Source organism: Streptomyces sp. NPDC001927 (assembly GCF_053594455.1).
In genome coordinates, this window is record NZ_JBSFEN010000001.1 from 1,101,897 (window position 1) to 1,123,126 (window position 21,230).

15 protein-coding genes are annotated in these 21,230 nt (G+C 70.6%); 4 read left to right on the forward strand and 11 right to left on the reverse strand.

Annotated elements, in window-relative coordinates; all coding sequences use genetic code 11:
• Positions 1-11 precede the first annotated feature (11 nt).
• Both ACWCO8_RS04260 and ACWCO8_RS04265 read right to left on the reverse strand, forming a co-directional pair.
• Positions 12-671: a histidine phosphatase family protein gene (locus tag ACWCO8_RS04260; protein ID WP_451030817.1), complete on the reverse strand. Its 660-nt coding sequence runs from the start codon at positions 669-671 to the stop codon at positions 12-14.
• Between the two features lie 95 nt (positions 672-766).
• Complete coding sequence (locus ACWCO8_RS04265; RefSeq protein ID WP_451030818.1) at positions 767-1,372, reverse strand: YdbC family protein; 606 nt, start codon at positions 1,370-1,372, stop codon at positions 767-769.
• 139 nt (positions 1,373-1,511) lie between these two features.
• Between ACWCO8_RS04265 and ACWCO8_RS04270 the strand changes: the two genes are divergently transcribed.
• Positions 1,512-2,042 (forward strand): TerD family protein, encoded by a 531-nt coding sequence (locus ACWCO8_RS04270; RefSeq protein ID WP_451030819.1) that lies wholly within the window; start codon positions 1,512-1,514, stop codon positions 2,040-2,042.
• A gap of 82 nt (positions 2,043-2,124) precedes the next feature.
• Here ACWCO8_RS04270 and ACWCO8_RS04275 read toward each other — a convergent pair whose 3' ends face one another.
• Both ACWCO8_RS04275 and nrdR read right to left on the reverse strand, forming a co-directional pair.
• Positions 2,125-5,013, reverse strand: a complete 2,889-nt coding sequence (locus tag ACWCO8_RS04275; protein WP_451030820.1) for a vitamin B12-dependent ribonucleotide reductase — start codon at positions 5,011-5,013, stop codon at positions 2,125-2,127.
• Between the two features lie 161 nt (positions 5,014-5,174).
• Positions 5,175-5,687, reverse strand: coding sequence for a transcriptional regulator NrdR (gene nrdR, locus ACWCO8_RS04280; RefSeq protein WP_451030821.1), 513 nt, complete (start codon positions 5,685-5,687; stop codon positions 5,175-5,177).
• Positions 5,688-6,169: 482 nt separating this feature from the next.
• Here nrdR and lexA point away from each other — a divergent pair, with 482 nt between their 5' ends.
• Positions 6,170-6,961, forward strand: coding sequence for a transcriptional repressor LexA (gene lexA / locus ACWCO8_RS04285; RefSeq protein WP_362012177.1), 792 nt, complete (start codon positions 6,170-6,172; stop codon positions 6,959-6,961).
• A 117-nt stretch (positions 6,962-7,078) separates the two neighbouring features.
• Here the strand turns inward: lexA and ACWCO8_RS04290 are convergent, their stop codons facing one another.
• The 5 genes from ACWCO8_RS04290 to ACWCO8_RS04310 form a co-directional block, all read right to left on the reverse strand.
• Entirely contained in the window at positions 7,079-9,052 is a 1,974-nt protein-coding gene (locus ACWCO8_RS04290; RefSeq protein WP_451030822.1) for an ATP-dependent DNA helicase, read from the reverse strand.
• A 37-nt stretch (positions 9,053-9,089) separates the two neighbouring features.
• A complete protein-coding gene (locus ACWCO8_RS04295; RefSeq protein WP_451030823.1) occupies positions 9,090-10,946 on the reverse strand; it encodes an IucA/IucC family protein in 1,857 nt (618 codons plus the stop codon).
• A gap of 61 nt (positions 10,947-11,007) precedes the next feature.
• A complete protein-coding gene (locus ACWCO8_RS04300; RefSeq protein WP_451030824.1) occupies positions 11,008-11,700 on the reverse strand; it encodes a GNAT family N-acetyltransferase in 693 nt (230 codons plus the stop codon).
• Between the two features lie 77 nt (positions 11,701-11,777).
• On the reverse strand, positions 11,778-13,658 hold the full coding sequence (locus ACWCO8_RS04305; RefSeq protein ID WP_451030825.1) for an IucA/IucC family protein: 1,881 nt from the start codon (positions 13,656-13,658) through the stop codon (positions 11,778-11,780).
• Positions 13,659-13,696: 38 nt separating this feature from the next.
• Entirely contained in the window at positions 13,697-15,160 is a 1,464-nt protein-coding gene (locus ACWCO8_RS04310) for a diaminobutyrate--2-oxoglutarate transaminase family protein (protein WP_451030826.1), read from the reverse strand.
• Between the two features lie 310 nt (positions 15,161-15,470).
• On the opposite strand from ACWCO8_RS04310, the gene ACWCO8_RS04315 reads away from it, so the two are divergent.
• On the forward strand, positions 15,471-16,646 hold the full coding sequence (locus ACWCO8_RS04315; protein ID WP_362012160.1) for a trypsin-like serine peptidase: 1,176 nt from the start codon (positions 15,471-15,473) through the stop codon (positions 16,644-16,646).
• A 119-nt stretch (positions 16,647-16,765) separates the two neighbouring features.
• Positions 16,766-17,938: a trypsin-like serine peptidase gene (locus ACWCO8_RS04320; protein WP_451030827.1), complete on the forward strand. Its 1,173-nt coding sequence runs from the start codon at positions 16,766-16,768 to the stop codon at positions 17,936-17,938.
• A gap of 111 nt (positions 17,939-18,049) precedes the next feature.
• Here ACWCO8_RS04320 and hflX read toward each other — a convergent pair whose 3' ends face one another.
• Both hflX and ACWCO8_RS04330 read right to left on the reverse strand, forming a co-directional pair.
• Positions 18,050-19,543, reverse strand: coding sequence for a GTPase HflX (hflX, locus tag ACWCO8_RS04325; RefSeq protein ID WP_451030828.1), 1,494 nt, complete (start codon positions 19,541-19,543; stop codon positions 18,050-18,052).
• A 128-nt stretch (positions 19,544-19,671) separates the two neighbouring features.
• Positions 19,672-21,168 carry a M1 family metallopeptidase gene (locus ACWCO8_RS04330; RefSeq protein WP_451030829.1) on the reverse strand — a complete coding sequence of 499 codons (1,497 nt, stop codon included), beginning with the start codon at positions 21,166-21,168 and terminating at the stop codon, positions 19,672-19,674.
• Between the last annotated feature and the right edge of the window lie 62 nt (positions 21,169-21,230).

The window sequence follows — 21,230 nt, forward strand, 5'->3', positions numbered from 1 at the left end:
GCTTCACCACTCTATCCGGTGGAGCCGTACGGTTCCGGGGTACGCCAGTGCTCGAACGGCCGGTCCAGGCTGTATCTGCCGTCCTCGCCGAGCAGCAGCGTCCGCGTCTCGCCGTTGCCCGGGTTGGACAGCGACTCGAACTCGGCGACGCTCCAGTGGAACCACCGCATGCAGAACAGCCGCATCGTCAGCCCGTGGGTCACCAGGAGCACGTTCGGCGGGTGGTCGGGCGCCTCGAAGCTGCGGTAGAGGCTCTCCAGGAACGCCCCGACCCGGTCGTACACGTCGGCCCCGGACTCGCCCTGCGCGAAGCGGTAGAAGAAGTGCCCGTACGCGTCCCGGTACGCCTTCTGCAGGCGTACGTCATCCCTGTCCTGCCAGTTTCCCCAGTCCTGCTCCCGCAGCCGGGGCTCCTCCCGCACCCGGACCTGCTCGGGGTCGAGCCGGAACTCCCGGAAGGTCTGGTGCGTTCGACGGTACGGCGAGACGTACACGCTGACCTGCTCCTCCCCGAAGAGGTCCCGCAGTTGCTCCCCTGTCTCCCGGGCCTGCCGCAGACCGGTCTCGGTGAGCCTGAGCGCGTGGTCGGGCTCCCGCTCGTACACCGTGTCGTCGGCATTGCCTTCGGACTCTCCGTGCCGTACGAGGACGATGCGCCGCGGTCTTGCCATGCCACGACCCTAGATCGCCCGCTTCGCGCGGGCTCAGCCGGGGAGGCACCCGGCGTCCATCCGGCGTACGCGGCCGGCACACCGCCTGCGGGTGATCAGACCGTCCAGGACGGCTCGAGCTGCACCACGTCCCCGCTGAGCGCCGCCACGTCGGCCTCCGTCTGGGCCCGCAGCCCGAGCCGTTCGACGCGCTCCACCCGGTACTTGCCGTGCTCCGCGGCGGACCGCCACATCGAGAGCACCACGAACTCGTTCCCCGGCGCCTCGCCGAACACCCCGCGCAGCATCCCGGGAGAACCGGCCATCGCCGGGTTCCACACCTTCTCCTGCATCAGCGCGAAGTGCTCGACCCGGTCCTCGTGGACGCGGCAGTGCGCCACGCGCGCCACGTCGGCGTCCGTGAACCGGGGTTCGAAGCCCGTCTTCACGTCGAAGCGGTGGTCGAAGAGTTTGACCTGGAGGTCCTTGAACGAGCCGGACTGCGTGGCAGCGAGCCGGTCGTGCGAGCGCGCCATGAACGAGTCGTAGAAGGCGCGGCTCTCCCAGAACGAGAAGACATGAGCGACATCGGGCCGCGCCCGGCTCCACCCACCGCCCTGGCCCCGGAATCCCGGCTCACCCAGCAGCCCCGCCCATTTCCGCTGTCCCCGTTCGAACCCCCGACGGTCCACGACGGTGCAGCGAATCCACTTGACCAGCACGGCGCCATCGTACGGGGCATTCACCCTCCGCCACCCCGTTCTCGCGGTGAGTGCGCATGACACCATGAACAACCGGTCGGAGACCATGGGCAGTTGACCGGGCCCGCGGTACCAGTCGTACGCAGAGAGGGAATTCACGGTGAGCGGACTCAACAAGGGGGTCGGCAAGGTCGAGGTGACGCTCAAGTGGGACCCCAGTCCGATCGGCGCGTCGGCGCACGATCTGGACATCATCGCCGGGGTCTACACGGCGGACGATCCGTACGGTGCGCCCGTCTACCTGGTGCACTTCGACAGCCGCTCCCCCGACGGCACGATCACACTCGCCCGGGACAGCCGTACGGGCCAGGGCTTCGGCTACGACGAGGCCATGACCCTGGAACTGAACCGGCTCGCGCCGCGGTACGCGCGCGTGGTGGTGGGAGTGGCCATACAGCAGGGTTCCGGACGGCTGACGTTCGGCGACATCGTCAACACCGGTGTACGGGTGGGCGAGGGCTACCGGGATCTCGCCGTCCATGGCTTCGAGGACGTCGCCGGCTCCACGGCGGCGACAGTCGTGGAGTTCACCCGGGACGGACCGGAGACCTGGTCCTACCGGTCCGTGCTCCGCGGCTTCGACCTGGACCCGCGGGCCTTCGCGGCGGTGATGGGCGCCCAGCACGTCTGAGAGCCCGACGGAGACCCACCTGAACCGAGAAGGGGACCGGCCTGAGGCCGGTCCCCTTCTCACTCACCGTTCAGCCGGCGGCTCAGCTGCAGCCGCTGGTCGAGCCGCAGCCCTCGCAGATGTAGCAGGAGCCGGCCCGCTGCATCTTCGTGCCGCAGGAGAAGCAGAGCGGGGCGTCCGCGCTGATGCCCAGCTGCATCTCGACGAGCTCCGCCGAGGTGTGCGCCTGCTTCGGGGCCGGGACCTCGACCTTCGGCGGGGTCGAGACGGCCTTCAGGGTCTCCGTCTGGCGCGGGGCGGACTGGGCGAGGCCCTCGACGTCCACCTCGTCGTCGGAGGGCTCGTAGGAGCCCGTCTCCAGGTGACGCTGACGCTCCTCGGCCGAGTGGATGCCGAGCGCGGAGCGGGTCTCGAAGGGCAGGAAGTCCAGCGCCAGGCGGCGGAAGATGTAGTCGACGATCGACTGCGCCATACGCACGTCCGGGTCGTCCGTCATGCCGGCCGGCTCGAAGCGCATGTTGGTGAACTTCGAGACGTACGTCTCCAGGGGGACGCCGTACTGCAGACCGACGGAGACGGCGATGGAGAAGGCGTCCATCATGCCGGCGAGCGTCGAGCCCTGCTTCGACATCTTCAGGAAGACCTCACCGAGACCGTCGTCCGGGTAGGAGTTGGCGGTCATGTAGCCCTCGGCGCCACCGACCGTGAAGGAGGTGGTGATCCCCGGACGGCCCTTGGGCAGACGCTTGCGGACCGGGCGGTACTCGACGACCTTCTCGACGGCCTCGCGGATCGTCGCCTCGGACTTCGCGGTGACCTCGGCCTTCTCCTCCTCCTTCTTCTTGGCGGAGAGGGGCTGGCCGACCTTGCAGTTGTCGCGGTAGATGGCGAGCGCCTTGACGCCCATCTTCCAGGCCTCGAAGTAGACCTCCTCGACGTCCTCGACCGTGGCCGTCTCCGGCAGGTTCACGGTCTTGGAGAGGGCGCCGGAGATCCACGGCTGGATGGCGGCCATCATGCGGACGTGGCCCATCGCGGAGATGGAACGCTCGCCCATGGCGCAGTCGAAGACCTCGTAGTGCTCGGTCTTCAGGCCGGGGGCGTCGATCACGTTGCCGTGCTCGGCGATGTGGGCGACGATCGCCTCGATCTGCTCCTCCTGGTAACCCAGGCGGCGCAGGGCCTGCGGGACGGTGCCGTTGACGATCTGCATCGAGCCGCCGCCGACCAGCTTCTTGAACTTGACCAGGGCGAGGTCGGGCTCGAGGCCGGTGGTGTCGCAGGACATCGCGAGACCGATGGTGCCGGTCGGGGCGATGACCGACGCCTGGGCGTTGCGGAAGCCGTTCTTGGCGCCGAGGCGGATCACGTCCTGCCAGGCCTCCGTGGCGGCGGCCCAGATCGGCGAGTCGAGGTCGTCCACGTGGACGGCCGCGGTGTTGGCGTCCGCGTGCTGCTTCATGACGCGCTGGTGCGGCTCGGCGTTGCGGGCGTAGCCGTCGTACGGGCCGACGACCGCGGCGAGCTCGGCGGAGCGCTTGTACGAGGTGCCCGTCATCAGCGAGGTGATCGCACCGGCGAGGGCGCGGCCGCCGTCGGAGTCGTACGCATGGCCGGTGGCCATGAGCAGGGCGCCGAGGTTGGCGTAGCCGATGCCCAGCTGACGGAAGGCGCGGGTGTTCTCGCCGATCTTCTGGGTGGGGAAGTCGGCGAAACAGATGGAGATGTCCATCGCCGTGATGACCAGCTCGACGACCTTGGAGAAGCGCTCGACGTCGAACGACTGGCTGCCCTTGCCGTCGTCCTTGAGGAACTTCATCAGGTTCAGCGAGGCGAGGTTGCAGGACGTGTTGTCCAGGTGCATGTACTCGCTGCACGGGTTCGAGCCGTTGATCCGGCCCGACTCGGGGCAGGTGTGCCAGCGGTTGATCGTGTCGTCGTACTGGATGCCCGGGTCGGCGCAGGCCCAGGCGGCCTCGGCCATCTTGCGGAACAGCGACTTGGCCTCGACCTCCTCGATGACCTCACCGGTCATGCGGGCGCGCAGGCCGAACTTGCCGCCGTTCTCGACGGCCTTCATGAACTCGTCGTTCACACGGACCGAGTTGTTGGCGTTCTGGTACTGGACGGACGTGATGTCGTCGCCGCCCAGGTCCATGTCGAAGCCCGCGTCGCGCAGGGCGCGGATCTTCTCCTCCTCCTTGACCTTGGTCTCGATGAAGTCCTCGATGTCGGGGTGGTCGACGTCGAGGATGACCATCTTGGCCGCGCGGCGCGTCGCGCCGCCCGACTTGATCGTTCCCGCGGACGCGTCGGCGCCACGCATGAAGGAGACCGGGCCGGAGGCGTTGCCGCCGGAGGAGAGCAGCTCCTTGGAGGAGCGGATGCGGGAGAGGTTCAGGCCGGCGCCGGAGCCGCCCTTGAAGATCATGCCCTCTTCCTTGTACCAGTCGAGGATCGACTCCATGGAGTCGTCGACGGACAGGATGAAGCAGGCGGAGACCTGCTGGGGCTGCGGCGTGCCGACGTTGAACCACACCGGGGAGTTGAAGCTGAAGATCTGGTGCAGGAGGGCGTAGGCCAGCTCGTGCTCGAAGATCTCGGCGTCGGCGGGCGAGGCGAAGTAGCCGTACTCCTCACCGGCCTTGGTGTAGGTCTTCACGATCCGGTCGATGAGCTGCTTGAGACCGGTCTCGCGCTGCGGGGTGCCGACGGCCCCGCGGAAGTACTTGCTGGTGACGATGTTGACCGCGTTCACCGACCAGAAGTCGGGGAACTCGACGCCACGCTGCTCGAAGTTGACCGAGCCGTCGCGCCAGTTGGTCATGACGACGTCACGACGCTCCCAGATCACCTCGTCGTACGGGTGCACGCCCGGAGTGGTGTGGATGCGCTCGATACGCAGGCCCTTGGCCCCCTTGGCTCCCTTGGCGCGGGAACCTCGTGCCGGACCGCTCGCCGTCTCTGTCATGCCGCCTCCCATATACGGGCAAAACACCCTTAAGTGCCCAGATAATCCCAGGGCACTGTCTTCTCTGTCTGTTGTCGCGGGCGCCGCTCGGAACGCCCGTGACACGTCTTTTCGGCCGCCACGCGGCCGGCCACGACCGGACCCTCGGTCCGGCCGGCCGGTCAGTCGGCGGCGGTGGCGGGAACGGGGACCTCGGGGGTCGCTCCGGTCCCGCAGTCCTCTGCGGATGGCCGTCGTTCGCGGAGTTCCGCGACCGCGGCCTCGAAGTCGTCGAGGCTGTCGAAAGCCTTGTAGACGGATGCGAAGCGCAGGTACGCGACGAGGTCGAGATCCTGCAACGGGCCGAGGATGGCCAGACCCACGTCATGGGTGGTCAGCTCGGCGCTCCCGGTGGCGCGCACCGCCTCCTCGACCCACTGGCCGAGCTTGGCGAGGGCGTCCTCGGTCACGGGCCGCCCCTGGCACGCCTTGCGCACGCCGGAGATGACCTTGGTACGACTGAAGGGTTCGGTCACGCCCGAGCGCTTCACCACCATGAGCGAGCACGTCTCCACCGTCGTGAAACGACGGGAGCAGTCGGGGCACTGGCGGCGGCGTCGGATCGACGTCCCGTCGTCGGTGGTGCGACTGTCGACGACACGACTGTCGGGGTGCCTGCAGAAGGGGCAGTGCATGGTTTCCGACCCTCCCTCACGGCGCGACTGAATAGCCTCACCGGGCCCGTCAAGGCCCTCGAAGCGACCACCAGCATAGGCGATGCGGATCCCCCCGGAAGACCGGGGACCACTACGTGTAGGCGGCTGATGCAATCCAACCACTAGATCTAGGGTTCAGCCCGTTTCCGGCACTTCGCGCGTGTCGCGCGAACCGGCCGCACCGCCGACCGGCCACGAGGGTACGGGACGCGCGCGGCGCCGCCGATTCCGGCCCGCCGGATGCGAGACTGGAACAGCACCCCCCGCCCGCGTGCGGCCGACGGCTGAACGGTACCGTAATGACCGGAATTGCCTCCGGCGCCCGGGCTCGCATATACACCCAGTCGCGAACACACGTAAGGCAATCTGCGTTTTTTCACTCGAACGTGTGTTTGGCGCAACCTTTCGAAAGCCACTACCGTTGTGCCAGCGAGGGAGACCATTCGAGAGGGGCCGCCGACGTGACCACCACCGCAGACAGTGCCACCATCACTGCCCAGGACCGCTCCCAGGGCCGACTCGAGGCGGTGCATGCCATGAATGACGCAGCCACGAACGGGGACGGGGAGCCAGGGCGACCTGCGCGCTCGCTCCCCGGACGACCTCCAGGCATCAGGGCCGACAGCTCGGGCCTGACCGACCGGCAGCGCAGGGTCATCGAGGTCATCCGGGACTCGGTCCAGCGGCGCGGATACCCGCCGTCGATGCGCGAGATCGGTCAGGCGGTGGGCCTCTCCAGCACGTCCTCCGTCGCGCATCAGCTGATGGCGCTGGAGCGCAAGGGCTTCCTGCGCCGTGACCCGCACCGCCCCCGGGCGTACGAGGTACGCGGCTCCGACCAGCCGAGCACCCAGCCGACCGACACGACCGGCAAGCCCGCCGCGTCGTACGTGCCCCTCGTCGGCCGGATCGCCGCCGGTGGCCCGATCCTCGCCGAGGAGTCCGTCGAGGATGTCTTCCCGCTCCCCCGGCAGCTGGTCGGTGACGGCGAGCTCTTCGTCCTGAAGGTCGTCGGTGACTCGATGATCGAGGCCGCGATCTGCGACGGGGACTGGGTCACCGTCCGCCGCCAGCCGGTCGCGGAGAACGGAGACATCGTCGCCGCCATGCTCGACGGCGAGGCCACGGTCAAGCGCTTCAAGCGCGAGGACGGCCACGTCTGGCTGCTGCCGCACAACGCGGCGTACCAGCCGATCCCCGGTGACGAGGCCACCATCCTCGGCAAGGTCGTGGCGGTACTGCGGCGGGTGTGACACCACCTCGCCGGCTCTGACCGGGCCCCGGGACCCACTGCGCCGGTCCCGGGGCCCTGCTCTTTCCTGAATCGGGTCCTGCCGTGCCACGGCAGGACCCGGTCCGCGTCTCAGCCCTCAGGCTTCCGCCGCCTTCGACGCCGCGTCGATCGCGGCCAGCGACTTCCGCACCTGATTGCGGTCCGTCGTGTACCAGAAATCGGGCAGCGAAGCCTTCAGATAGCTGCCATACCGGGCCGTCGCCAGCCTCGGATCGAGTACGGCGACCACACCACGGTCTCCAGTGGCCCGGACGAGACGTCCCGCGCCCTGGGCCATCAGCAGGGCCGCGTGCGTGGCGGCGACGGCCATGAAGCCATTGCCACCCGCGTCCTCCACCGCCTTCTGGCGGGCGCTCATCAGCGGGTCGTCGGGGCGCGGGAAGGGGATCTTGTCCATGACGACCAGCTGACAGCTGGCCCCCGGGACATCCACTCCCTGCCAGAGAGAGAGCGTGCCGAAGAGACATGTCTGGGGGTCGGCGGAGAAGTTCTTGATCAGCTCGCCGAGCGTGTCCTCGCCCTGGAGCAGAATCGGGAACTCGGGGATCCGGGTCCGCAGCTCCTCGGCGGCGAGCTGGGCGGCACGCATCGAGGAGAACAGGCCGAGCGTCCTCCCGCCCGCCGCCTGCATCAGCTCCGTGAGCTCGTCGAGCATGTCCGTCCGGTCGCCGTCCCGCGCGGGGCGGGCCAGGTGCTTGGCGACGTAGAGGATGCCCTGCTTGGGGTAGTCGAACGGCGAGCCGACGTCGATGCCCTTCCACTCCGGGATGTCGTCGCCCTTGGTGCCCTCGGGGGCCAGCCCCAAGGAGGCCCCGACCCCGTTGAAGTCGCCACCCAGCTTCAGGGTGGCCGAGGTGAGGACCACCGAGCGGTCGGCGAAGAGCTTCTCGCGGAGCAGCCCCGACACGGAGAGCGGGGCAACCCTCAGGGAGGCGCCGAAACGGTCGTGGCGTTCGTACCAGACGACGTCCCACTCGGAGCCCAGGGTGATGCGCTCGGCGACGGCGTGGACGCTCTCCACGGAGGCGAGGGCCTGCTTGCGGACGGCGTCCTCGTCCTGGACGGACTTGTCCCGGGTGGTGCCGAGCGCCGAGATCACATTGCGGGAGGCGTCCCGCAGGGCCATCAGCGCGTAGCCGAGGTCCTCGGGGATCTCCTCGAGCCGGCCCGGCAGGGCCAGCTCCATCAGCCGCTCGAAGCCCTCCGCGGCGGTCTGGAGCTGGTCGGCGACCTTCTCGTCGACCAGCTTCGCCGACCGGCGGACCGCGCGGTTGACCTGGCCCGGGGTGAGCTCGCCGGTCGCGACGCCGGTGACCCGGGAGACGAGCTCATGGGCCTCGTCCACGATCAGCACTTCGTGCTGCGGCAGAACAGGCGCGCCCTCGATCGCGTCGATGGCGAGCAGGGCGTGATTGGTGACGACGACCTCCGCCAGCTTGGCCCGCTCCCGCGCCGCCTCGGCGAAGCACTCGGCCCCGTACGCGCACTTGGTCGCGCCCAGACACTCACGGGAGGAGACCGACACCTGGCCCCAGGCACGGTCCGAGACACCGGGGGTCATATCGTCCCGGTCACCCGTCTCCGTCTCGTCCGACCAGTCGCGGAGCCTCAGCAGGTCCTGCCCCAGCTTGCTGGTCGGGGCCGCGGCCTCGAAGGGGTCGAAGAGGCCCTCCTCCTCGTCCTGGGGCACGCCCTCGTGGAGGCGGTGCAGGCACAGGTAGTTCGATCGCCCCTTGAGCATCGCGAACTCCGGACGGCGACGCAGCTGCGGGTGGAGCGCGTCGACCGTGCGCGGAAGATCGCGCTCGACCAGCTGGCGCTGGAGCGCCAGGGTGGCCGTGGCGACCACCACGCGCTCACCGTGCGCCAGCACCGGCACCAGATAGCCGAGGGACTTTCCGGTGCCGGTGCCGGCCTGGACCAGCAGGTGGGAGCTGTCGTCGATGGCCTCGGCAACGGCCTCGGCCATGGTGACCTGGCCGGGCCGCTCCGTCCCGCCGACGGCGGTGACGGCGGCGTGCAGGAGGTCGGGGAGGGATGGCTTCGTCATAGCGCGTCCACCCTACGGCGCTGCACTGACAGTCGGATCACGCGAGCGGATTCGGCACCGTTCCGTGGACGGCGGCGTGCGGGCGCTGGGGGCGGTCGCGGTAGCCGTCCAGGTGGAGACGGTTTCGGTTGAGACAGAGCCGCTCGATCCTCGGGACGAGAAGATCGAAGAGCTCGAACCGTTCCTTCAGCTCGGGGAAGCGCGCCTGGTGCCGCAGGATCTCGGCCCGCACAAGCGCCCAGAAGTCGGCTTCCGGTACGCCGAGTTGCTCCTCGCAGAGCGGCGCCAGGTAGCGGAAGACGCCGACGAACAGCCCTGAATGGATGAACTGGGTGAGGAAGTCGGGCTCCTCCGTGAGCAGGACGGCCCGGACGTCGTCGGGCATGGCGTCGTGCTCGGGCAGCGGGTGGGCGCTGATGTTGACGTCGTCGACGAAGTCCTTGATCGCCAGGCGTACGGGAACGTCATGGTCGTCGAAGACGACGACGGCGTTCTCGCCGTGCGGGGAGAAGACGGTTCCGTACTGGTAGAGGAAGTGCAGCAGCGGAGGGAGCAGCGCGGCGAAGAGCCGCTGCAGCCAGACCGTGGGGGCGAGTCCGGACCGCTCGACGAGTTCGGCGACGAAGGCCCGGCCGTCCGGGTCGGTGTGCAGCAGGGCGGCCAGCGTCCGGGCGCGTTCGCCCGGCGGAAGCCTCAGCGGTTCGCGCCAGATCGTGCCGAGGAGTTCCTTGTACTGGTACGGGACCTCGGGGAGCCGGTCGTAGAGGGGGTGCTCGACGGTGACCGAGGCGACCTCGCCGAGCAGGATCACCCCGCACTCGTCGCGCAGGAAGGGGTCGGCGTCGCGGAGGCCGTGGACCCAGGCCGTGACGGCGGGGGCGGCGAGGGTCCTTTCCGTGGGGAGTCCGCGCCAGACGAGGGTGTTGAGCACGGAGAGCGGCAGCTTCACGGTGTGCCGGTCGGGCCTGCTGGTGTTGAGGAACGTACGGATGGACTGCTGCGGCAGGCGCACGTCGCCGTCGGCGGGGAGCGGGACGATGGCGCCGGCCGCGACGGCGGGGGCGTAGAGCGGCAGGATGATCTCGTCCCACTGCCAGGGGTGGACGGGCAGCAGGAGGTACCGGTCGGGGTCGAGGCCGCGGGCGCGCAGCGTGGTGCGGTAGGTCTCGCGGACGTCGGTGTCGAGTTCGCGGTCGTAGAGCCGGTCGGGGGTGTCGAGGCCGGGGACTCCGCGGTAGGCGGCGATGTCAGTGCTGACGGCGATCCAGGGGAGGCTCGCGGGCCGGCGGGCTTCGGGGGCCCAGCGGGTGGCGTCGGTGGCGGAGAAGCCGATCCGGCCCTTGTTGAGGACGAGCCAGGGGTGGCCGGTCATGTGACCTTCGAGCTCGGCGTATCCGAGGTCCGCGAGCCGGTCGGCCGTGAGTGCCGTCCGGTCGAGGCGGGCGTCGGCGGCGAGGGTGGTGGTGAGCTCGCGGATCAGATGGCCGAGCGTGGCGCCGTCGAGGTCGAGGAGGCGGCGCGCGCGGACGAGGAAGTCGAGGGGGTCGGTCAGCGGCCGCCCGTCGAGAGCGAGCGAGTCGGGGGCGAGGCGCCAGCTCCCGTAGGCGCCTCGGACGGCCGTGAAGGTCAGGGCCGAGCCGTCGTCGAGGCGGAGGGTGTAGGGGCGAGGGGCGGGGCCGGAGCCGGAGCCGGGTCCGGGGCTGTCGGGCGTCTCGGCCGCCGCGGTCTCCGCCGCCTCGATGTCGGCCGCCGGGACGGGCTCGATGATCTCTTCGTACGCGAACTCGGCGATGGTCTTGGCGAGCAGGCGGGCGGCGGCCCGGTTCCAGGCCTCGGCGGTCAGCTCGGGCGGCGCGAGCAGGACGGAGTCATGGGTGGCAGGGGACGTCGGCACGAGGACTCCTCGGGGTGGGAACCGCTGTGGGTCGAGCGGTGTATGTAAGGCAGGGAGGCGTTCACAGGACGTGACGAAGGGCGCGTTCGCGGACCATGAGGGCGGCTCGCTTGTCGGGGAGGTCGACTTCCGCGGAGAGGCGGAAGCCGGCGCTCAGGAAGGCCGAGACGGAAGGGGTGTTGCGCAGGTCGGGTTCGGCGATGACGCGGGTGCACCGGGGACGGTGGTCGAGCGCGAGATCGGCGACGGCACGGAGCAGCGCGGTGCCGACTCCACGGCCTCGGTCGGCGACGCCGCCGAGGAGGAGGTGGATGCCGGTGTCGTGCGGGCGGGCCGGATAGTGCCGGGCGAGCGGGTCGAGGTCGGCGCGGTAGATCTCGAAGTAGCTCATGGGGGTGGAGTCGAGGACTCCGAGGCAGGGCACGCTGCGTCCGTCGCCGTCGAGTTGGCCGCGGATGTGGGTGGCCGTGACGGTCTCGGGACCGGCGAGCTCCCAGAAGGCGGCGACGGCCGGGTCGTTCATCCACCGGGCGACGAGGCTGAGGTCGCGTTCGAGCCGGACGGGTACGAGGCGGAACGAGCCGACGGGGGTGGTGACGGGGCCCCAGGAGGCGACCGCGTCGAGGAGGTCGCCGTCCGTGGGCGCCGGGCTCTCGCCGGCGGCGATCAGGGCGACGAGTTCGTCCGAGAGGTGCAGGTCCAGGGTGTCGTCACCGCCCGGGTCGGTGGCGGGGCGCGCATCGGTGGGAGGCACGGTGGGGCTCTCCTCTCGGCGGGTCGGTCGGTCGACGGTCGCTCGGCCGTCCGGTCGGGGCGTGGGCTCCAGGAGCCTCAGGAACGGAGGGGGTTGGTGATGGTGACGTACACGGACTGGGTGTCGACGGGACCGACGAGTTCGTCGAGGCCGTGCAGACGGGTCAGGAGGTTGGCCTTGCAGCGCAGCGTGGCGGCTTCCAGGAGCCGGTGCGGCAGCGGCGAGCCGAGGCTGGTGGCGGAGGTGAGGAACTGCCGGAATCCGGCGAGCAGGACGCGTTCGTCGGCGAGGTGCTGGGAGCCGAAGGCGCCGATGAGTCCGAGGACGTTGTTGATGCCGAGGTAGTAGGCGAAGCGCTCGTCGGTGACCTGGTCGGAGACGAAGGTGTCGCTCGTGGCGCCGATGCCCGGGAGGCGGCCCTCCAGCTCGTCGCGGCGGGACTCGCGGAAGTAGTAGCCCTGATTGTCGCGGTAGCGGCCGCCGATCGGCCAGCCGTCCGGGTCGAGGAGCACCAGGGTGTTCTGCTGGTGGGCCTCGAGGGCGACTCCGGCCACGCCGTCGAGCCAGAGGACGGGGCGGACGACCTGGTCGAGGTAGCGCAGGAACCACTCGGCGGCGACGGCGGTCGTCGGGCGGCCCGTGCGAGCGGCGAGGCGGGTGACGATGTCGGTGAGCCGGGATCGCATCCGCGTGGTGCCTTGCCAGGGGCGGGGAGCGGTGAGGGCGGCGATGCAGACGGCGTCGTCGCCGGTGGCGAACGGGTTGTGCCGGATCATGACGTCCAGACCGGGGACGGGCGCTCCGTCCGGGGTGTCGACGGCGAGCCAGGCGGGGTCGCGGACGATGTCGAAGCCGGGGTGGGCGGCCTGCCACTGGTCGACCAGGCCCGTGCGCAGGAGCCGGTGGACCTCGACTCCGCGGTGGAGCTCCTTGCGGAGGTTCTCGCGGCGGGAGTTGGTGATGCGGACGCCGAGGGAGAGCTTGAGCATCGTGCGGGCGCCGGGCCGGTGCACGGTGCGGACGGAGGAGGTGGGGTGCCAGGCGGCACCGGCGGGACCGAGGTCGTGGAGGAGACCGGAGTCGAGGAGGGCGGCGACGGCGGGGCGGTGGGTCAGTTCGCGGGCCTGCCAGGGGTGCAGCGGCAACGGGACCGTACCCGAGGGCAGTTCGAGCCCTTCGGCGAGACCGAGGGCGAGCCGGCCGGCGCTGACCGGGCGGCCCTGTTCGGTCCAGGCCGAGTCGGAGGCGAGGACCGAGGGGGCGACGGCCATCCAGTGGAGCGGGAAGGAGCCGTACAGCTCGGGCGAGTAGAGCCGGGCCTCGGCGTCGGAGAGTCCTTCGCGGCTCTTCGGGGTGGGGTGGAGCGGGTGGCCGAGGAGCAGGGACTGCTCGGCGGTGAGGAAGAGGTCGGCGTCCGGGCCGGGGTTCGGGCGGCGGCGCCGGTCGGTGATGAAGTCGGCGGTGCGGCGGGCCGAGTCGGCGACGCGGCCGACGAGTTCGGTGCCTTCGGGGCGGCCGGTCTCGCGGCTGATCAGGGCGGCGACGGTGACCGCGTCGACGTTCGGGGCGGTGGGGTGGAGGCCTTCGAGGGCGGGCGGGCCGAAGCGGTGCCATCCCGTGGGCGACCAGTAGAGGACGGGGACGAGGAGGGCGGTGCCGCTGGCTTCGAGGGGGATGCGCAGCGTGGTCGAGCCGGGGGCCGGCAGGTTCTTCTCCCGTACCCAGCACCTGAGCAGGTTCTCGATGGTCGCCGCGTCGGCGGCGCGCTGCGGATCCGGGTCGTCGAGGTGGTCCTGCCGGGTGGCGGCGGCAGTGGCGGCGACGACCGTACGCGCCGGTGTGGGGAGGGTGTCGTACGGACCGGAGTGCTGGCGCGGGACGGTGGCCTGCTCGACGGTGAGCGGGCCGTGCGCGGCGCTGCCGGTGTCGGACGCTTCGGAGGCGGGGCTGGCGTTCACGGGGGCTTCCTTGTGAGGGGGTCCGGGGCGTGCCGGGATCAGTGGGACGGTCCGGTCGGTCCGATCGGTCCGGGGGTGTTCCGGACGCGTGCGTCGTGCGCGTGCGGGCGCGTGCGGTGGGTGCGTTCGGCGGCGGCCAGGGCGTCGGCGAAGCGATCGAGGACGGCTTCGGCCTGCTCGTCGGTGAGGGTGAGCGGGGGCAGGAGCCGGACGACGCCCGAGTGCCGGCCGCCGAGTTCGACGATGAGTCCCCGGTGCAGACACTCCTGCTGGACGGCCACGGCGAGTGCCGAGTCCACCGGGGGGACGTCCGCGTCGGCGTCCGCGCTCTCCGGATCCACCAGTTCGACGCCGATCATGAGCCCCCGCCCGCGTACGTCGCCGATGCAGGGGTGGACGGCGGCCAGGCCCTGGAGGCGGGCGAGCATCCGGGCGCCGAGCGTCGCGGCGCGGTCGGCGAGCCGGTTCTCGCGTACGTACGCGAGGGTGGCGGCCCCGGCGGCCATGGCGAGTTGGTTGCCCCGGAAGGTGCCGGCGTGTGCGCCGGGCTCCCAGGCGTCGAGTTCGGCGCGGTAGACGACGACCGCGAGCGGGAGGGAGCCGCCGATGGCCTTCGAGAGGACCATGACGTCGGGGACGACCCCGCTGTGCTCGACGGCCCAGAAGGCGCCGGTGCGGCCGACGCCCGTCTGGACCTCGTCGGCGATGAGCGGGATGGACCGCGCCGCGGTGATCTCCCGCATGCGCCGCATCCAGTCGTCGGGGGCGGGGATGACACCGCCCTCCCCCTGCACCGGTTCGAGGATCATCGCGGCGGGCGTCGTGACCCCGCTCTTCGGGTCGTCGAGGAGGTTCTCCGTCCAGCGCGCGGCCAGTTCGGCGCCGCGGGGGCCGCCGACGCCGAAGGGGCAGCGGTAGTTCTGCGGGTAGGGCAGCCGGGTGACCCGGACGTCCGTCGCGCCGCCGGAGGCGTCCAGGGCGCCGGCCGTCATGCCGTGGTAGGCGCCGGTGAAGCTGAGCAGCCCACTGCGGCCCGTCGCCGTGCGGACGAGTTTCAGCGCGGCCTCGACCGCGTCCGTCCCGGCCGGTCCGCAGAACTGGATGCGCGCGTTGTCGGCGAGTCCGGCCGGCAGCGTCGCGAACAGCTCGGTGGTGAAGGCGTCCTTGACCGGGGTCGCCAGGTCGAGGACGTGGAGGGGGGCTCCGGAGTCGAGCACCTTCTTGATGGCTTCGAGGACCACCGGGTGGTTGTGCCCGAGCGCCAGGGTCCCCGCGCCGGAGAGGCAGTCCAGGTAACGCCGCCCGTCCGCGCCCTCGATGGTCAGGCCCCTGGCCCGGACGGGCACGATCGGCAGCGAGCGCGCGTACGTGCGCGCGGCGGACTCGCGCAACGACTGGCGGCGCAGGATGCCTTCGAGAGCGGCCCCTTCGCCTGCTCTCCGCTCCCCCTGGTACGTCTGCGCGGCCGACGGTACGGCCGGAGCTGGTTCGGTCACGGCCACGGTTCGGTGCCCTCCCGCGGTAACAGTTGCGTTGCACATCGGTACGTTGCTGACCACCGCGAACGGTGGCGCTGAACGCTGCCTCGGTGTCCCCCGTACGTACCAACGACGGGACACGCCAAGGATCACGGGAAAATCCCAAGATCCTTGGCGTGGTGGGGATCACGACCCGGCAACGGGCGGAACCGTGGACCTGGCGCGTACCGTCCCCTCCGGCACCGGCATCATGGGGGCCGCACTTCGGCGCCCGATTGGGCGCCATCACTGTTCACTCATGCACAAGTTGACGTAGTCCCAGGGGGATCACGAGATGCGATCGATTCGTCCGCTGCTGGCCGCGGCGGCAGCCGTCGCGGCGCTGACGCTGACGGCGACGGCCTGCGGCCCGACCGAGGAGAACGCGGGAGACAAGCCCTCCGCGTCCGCCAGCCCGTCCACCGGCGACAAGATCACGATTCCGGACGATCTGAAGGACCGGCTCAAGGAGCACGGGATCGATCTGGACAAGTGGAGGAACGGCGAGTGGAAGAACTGGGATCGCGACAAGTGGCTGCGTGAGGCGAAGGACTACGTCAACCCGATCATCGAGGACCTCTGGGACCCCGACCGGATGCGGGACGCCCAGCGCCCCGACAAGCCGGTCGAGGAGGAGGATCTGCAGGGCGACAAGGGCGTCACCGACCCGACGCCCGCGCCGGTGAGGGCGAAGGGTGTGCCCGCGCCGTACCACTCCAACGCCCCCGAGGCGGGCAAGGTGTTCTTCGACGGCCCCGAGGGCTCGATGGTCTGCTCGGCCACCGTCGTGAAGGACCCGGCCAACCCCGGCAAGTCCAACATGGTCTGGACGGCGGGCCACTGCGTGCACGCGGGCAAGAAGGGCGGCTGGTACCGCAACATCGCCTTCGTGCCGTCGTACAACGACAAGGCCCTGCCGACCGCTCAGCTGCAGAACGCGACGCGCGAGCAGGTCGCTCCGTACGGCGTGTGGTGGGGCGACTGGGCGCAGACCTCCGAGCAGTGGATCTCGGAGGGGGCCTCGACCGGCGGTCAGGGCGCTCCGTACGACTTCGCGGTGATCCACGTGACGCCTGAGAAGGGCGGCACGACCAAGTCGCTGGAGGAGACGGTCGGTTCGGCGCTGCCGGTGGAGTTCAACGCGCCGACGGTCGCGAAGATCGCGAACATGAAGGCCATCGGCTACCCGGCGGGTCCGCCGTTCGACGGCCAGAAGATGTACCAGTGCACGGACAAGCCGGGCCGTCTGTCGGTCAAGGCGGAGCAGCCGACGATGTACCGCATCGGCTGCACGATGACCGGTGGTTCGTCCGGTGGCGGCTGGGTGGCCGCGGGCCGCGACGGCAAGCCGGCGCTGGTGTCCAACACCTCGATCGGCCCGGTCACGGCCGGGTGGCTGGCCGGACCGCGCCTGGGCGCCGAGGCCAAGGGCATCTACGACGAGGTCAGCAAGAAGTACGCCGGCCGCTAGGCGACGGCTTTCGGGGCGGGATCCCGACGGGTCCCGCCCCGTCCCACGACATCATCGGGCGCCCGCGCGCGGACCGTTCGCCGCGCGCTGCCCGCACTTCCATCAGGGGGACCCTCCACATGCGTTCCATACGACTGCTTCCAGCCACCCTCGGCCTGGTCTCGGCGCTCGCGCTGACGGCCACCGCCTGCGGCCCGACCGAGACCCCGGCGGCCGACAAGCCCGCCGGGGGTTCGAGCGCCTCCGCTTCCGCCACGGAAGGCGGCGGGGCTGACCCCGCCATCCCGTCCGACATCGCCGACAAGCTGAAGAAGCACGGCGTCGACGTCGACAAGTGGAAGGACGGCGAGTGGAAGAACTGGAACAAGGACACCTGGCTCCGTGAGGCCGAGGACTTCGTCAACCCCGTGATCGACGGGCTCTGGGACTCCGAGCGCATGCAGACCGCGAAGAGCCCGGACCAGACGATGACGACCGCGGCGGGCTCCGGGGGCAGCGACCCCGTGCCGCGTCCCGTCCAGGCGCAGCGGGAGAAGACTCCGTACCACCGCAACGCGGCGCCGGTCGGCAAGATCTTCTTCGACTCGCCGCAGGGCAGCATGGTCTGCTCCGGCACGATCGTGAAGGACCCGCGCCGGCCCGGGAAGTCCAACATGGTGTGGACCGCCGGTCACTGCGTCCACGCCGGTCAGCGGGGCGGTTGGTACCGCAACATCACCTTCGTCCCGGCCTACAACGACCTCGGCAAGTCGCCGGCCGCGCTGCGCAACGCGAAGCCGCACGAGGTCGCGCCGTACGGTCAGTACTGGGCGGACTGGGCCGTGACCTCGGGCGAGTGGATCAACAAGGGCGGTTCGAACGGGGCCTGGCCGTACGACTACGCCGTGCTCCACGTGAAGCCGCAGCAGGGCAAGAAGTCCCTGGAGGAGACCGTCGGCGTCGCGCTGCCGATCGACTTCTCGGCCCCGGCGCACGCCAAGGCCGGCTACATGGGCGCCTGGGGCTACCCGGCTGCGGCTCCGTACAACGGTCTGATCATGCACAAGTGCGTCGACCGGCCGACCCGTATGACCACCGCGCCCGCGACGCCCACGATGTACCGCATCGGCTGCACGATGACCGGTGGCTCCTCCGGCGGCGGCTGGATCCGGACCATGCCGAACGGCAAGCCGGCGCTGGTGTCGAACACCTCGATCGGCCCGGCCGGCGGCAACGGCTGGCTGGCGGGACCGCAGCTGGGCAAGGGCGCGAAGGACGCGCACGAGATGGTGAGCAAGAAGTTCGCCCGCTGATCGAGCTCGCCCACTGATCGCCGTACGGATGTGACCGTACGGATGTGACATGCGGAAGGCCCCGCTCCTCGATGAGGAGCGGGGCCTTCCTTCACTTCTCGGACGAACCGGTCAGTGCGCGGCCGGGACGAACGGGGCGAGGAACGCCGCGAGCTCTTCGTGCACCCGCGCCTTCAGCAGCGTGCCCTCCGGGGTGTGCTCCTCGGAGAGCAGCTCACCCTCGGCGTGCACCCGGGAGACGAGACCGCCTTCCGTGTACGGCACGAGTGCCTCGATCTGGACCTGCGGGCGCGGCAGCTCGGCGTCGATGAGCGCGAGCAGCTCGTCGATGCCCTCGCCCGTGCGGGCGGAGACCGCGATCGCGTGCCGCTCGGCGCGCATCAGCCGCTGGAGGACGAGCGGGTCGGCCGCGTCCGCCTTGTTGATGACGACGATCTCCAGCACGTTCACCGCACCGACGTCACGGAAGACCTCACGCACGGCGGCGAGCTGCTCCTCCGGGGCCGGGTGCGAGCCGTCCACCACGTGCAGGATGAGATCGGAGTCGCCGACCTCCTCCATGGTGGAGCGGAACGCCTCGACGAGGTGGTGCGGCAGGTGCCGTACGAACCCGACGGTGTCGGCCAGGGTGTACACCCGGCCGGTGGGCGTCTCGGCCCGGCGCACGGTCGGGTCGAGGGTGGCGAACAGGGCGTTCTCCACCAGCACACCCGCGCCGGTCAGCCGGTTGAGGAGCGAGGACTTGCCGGCGTTGGTGTAACCGGCGATGGCGACCGACGGAATCTTGTGACGCCGCCGCTCCTGGCGCTTGACGTCGCGGCCGGTCTTCATCTCCGCGATCTCCCGGCGCATCTTCGCCATCTTCTCGCGGATCCGACGCCGGTCGGTCTCGATCTTGGTCTCACCGGGACCACGGGTGGCCATGCCGCCACCGCCGCCGCCACCCATCTGACGGGAGAGCGACTGACCCCAGCCTCGCAGTCGCGGCAGCATGTACTGCATCTGCGCGAGCGCGACCTGCGCCTTGCCCTCTCGGGACTTGGCGTGCTGGGCGAAGATGTCGAGGATCAGGGCGGTCCGGTCGACCACCTTGACCTTGACGACGTCTTCGAGGGCGATGAGCTGACCGGGGCTGAGCTCGCCGTCGCAGACGACGGTGTCGGCGCCGGTCTCAAGGACGATGTCCCGCAGCTCACGGGCCTTGCCCGAGCCGATGAACGTGGCCGGGTCCGGCTTGTCACGGCGCTGGATCACGCCGTCGAGCACCAGGGCACCCGCCGTCTCGGCGAGGGCCGCGAGCTCCGCGAGGGAGTTCTCCGCGTCCTGGACGGTCCCCGAGGTCCATACGCCGACCAGCACGACACGCTCGAGGCGCAGCTGCCGGTACTCGACCTCGGTGACGTCCTCGAGCTCGGTGGAGAGGCCCGCCACGCGCCGCAGGGCGGCGCGCTCGGAGCGGTCGAACTGATCGCCGTCCCGCTCTCCGTCGATCTCGTGGCTCCAGGCGACGTCCTCTTCCATCAGGGCATCGGCCCGAAGGCTCTCGGTGCGGCGCGTGTCCGCGAAGCTCTGCTCGTCCTGGGAAGGGGATGAAGAGGAGGTCATTGGATCCTTACGTCGATGGAAAGTGGTTGCGTCGATCACAACGTGTGACGGCGGGGAAAGATTCCCGGCCGGCCGCGTCGTCGACCTGACGATGGTGACATGGTCGCCCCGAGCCCGTCATCCCGGTTTCACCGCGCCTTCGCCGGGCCGCGCGCCTCGCCGGCCGGGCGGGAGCGCCAGTCCGGGTGCCCGGGCATCGGCGGGGTCTTCTCGGCGTACAGCCAGCCGGTGAAGAAGGACGTGAGGTCACGCCCCGCGACCTCGGCGGCCAGGGCGGTGAAGTCGGCGGTGGTGGCGGTGGCGTGCTCGTGCTCGCTCACCCAGCGGCGCTCCAGCTTCTGGAAGGCCTCCGTGCCGATCTCCTCGCGCAGCGCGTAGAGGACCAGGGCACTGCCGTCGTAGACGACGGGTCGGAAGATGCTGATCTTCTGGCCGGGTGTGGGCGGCTCGGGGGCGGCGGGCGGCCCGCCGTTCGCGCGCCAGGTGTCGGAGGCTCCGTAGGCGGCCTTCATGCGCCGCTCCAGGGACTGTCCGGCGGTCTCGTCCGCGTACAGGGCCTCGTACCAGCTCGCGTGGCCCTCGTTGAGCCACAGGTCGGACCAGGCGCGGGGCGAGACGCTGTTGCCGAACCAGTGGTGGGCGAGCTCGTGGACCATGACCGAGTCGACGTACCACTCGGGGAAGCCGGGGTCGGTGAACAACCTTCTCTCGAAGAGAGAGAGGGTCTGTGTCTCCAGCTCGAAGCCGGTCTCGGCGTCGGCGATCAGCAGCCCGTACGTCTCGAAGGGGTACGGGCCGACCTGGCGCTCCATCCACTCGACGTGCCCTGGGGTGCGCTTGAGCCAGGGCTCCAGGAGGTCGCGGTCGGCGGTGCGGACGACGTCCCGCAGGGGCAGGCCGTGCGGCCCGGCGCGGTGGACGACGGTGTTGCGGCCGATGGAGACCTGGGCGAGTTCCGTGGCCATGGGGTGGGCCGTGCGGTAGGTCCAGGTCGTGGTGGTCCCGTCGGTGGTCCGGCCCGCGGGGAGGCCGTTGGCGACGGCCGTCAGGGCGTTGGGCGCGGTGACGCGGAAGGTGAAGTACGCCTTGTCGGCGGGGTGGTCGTTCGAGGGGAAGACCCGGTGGGCGGCGTCGGCCTGGTTGGCCATGGCGAGTCCGTCGCCGGTACGGACCCAGCCGCCGGAGTCCGCGGAGCCGCTGGGGTCGCTGGTGTGGGTGACGGAGATGGTCAGGGCGTCGCCGCTCTCGGTCGCCCGGCCGGGCGTGATCACCAGGTCTTCGCCGGTGGTCTCGAAGGTGGCGGGCTCGCCGTCGACGGTGACGGAGGAGACCTTCCCGTGCGTGAAGTCCAGGTTGATCCGCTCCAGGTCGGCGGTGGCCCGGGCCTCGATGCGGGTCACGCCGGCGAGCGGTGCGGTGTTCTTGCCCGGGTAGGTGAGGCCGATGTCGTACGAGAGGACGTCGTAGCCGGGGTTGCCGAGGTGGGGGAAGAGGGGGTCCCCGATGCCGAGCGGCACGGGCGCGGGGAGGGCGGCGGCGACGAGTCCGGCCGATGCGGCGACCAGGACGGCGGAGCGCAGCCACCGCGCGCGTGAGGAGGGGTTTCGGGGTGGTGTGAGCGGCATGGGCTACGGCTACCAGTGCCGTGGCCGCTCCCCCGGGCGGCGCGCGCGCCGGCCACCCGAAG

Excerpts from the sequence above, each read along its gene's own strand:
- ACWCO8_RS04260 (WP_451030817.1), bottom strand. The coding sequence starts at position 671 with ATGGCAAGACCGCGGCGCATCGTCCTCGTACGGCACGGAGAGTCCGAA.
- ACWCO8_RS04275 (WP_451030820.1), bottom strand. The coding sequence starts at position 5,013 with ATGACAGAGACGGCGAGCGGTCCGGCACGAGGTTCCCGCGCCAAGGGA.
- nrdR (WP_451030821.1), bottom strand. The coding sequence starts at position 5,687 with ATGCACTGCCCCTTCTGCAGGCACCCCGACAGTCGTGTCGTCGACAGT.
- ACWCO8_RS04290 (WP_451030822.1), bottom strand. The coding sequence starts at position 9,052 with ATGACGAAGCCATCCCTCCCCGACCTCCTGCACGCCGCCGTCACCGCC.
- ACWCO8_RS04315 (WP_362012160.1), top strand. The coding sequence starts at position 15,471 with ATGCGATCGATTCGTCCGCTGCTGGCCGCGGCGGCAGCCGTCGCGGCG.
- ACWCO8_RS04320 (WP_451030827.1), top strand. The coding sequence starts at position 16,766 with ATGCGTTCCATACGACTGCTTCCAGCCACCCTCGGCCTGGTCTCGGCG.
- hflX (WP_451030828.1), bottom strand. The coding sequence starts at position 19,543 with ATGACCTCCTCTTCATCCCCTTCCCAGGACGAGCAGAGCTTCGCGGAC.
- ACWCO8_RS04330 (WP_451030829.1), bottom strand. The coding sequence starts at position 21,168 with ATGCCGCTCACACCACCCCGAAACCCCTCCTCACGCGCGCGGTGGCTG.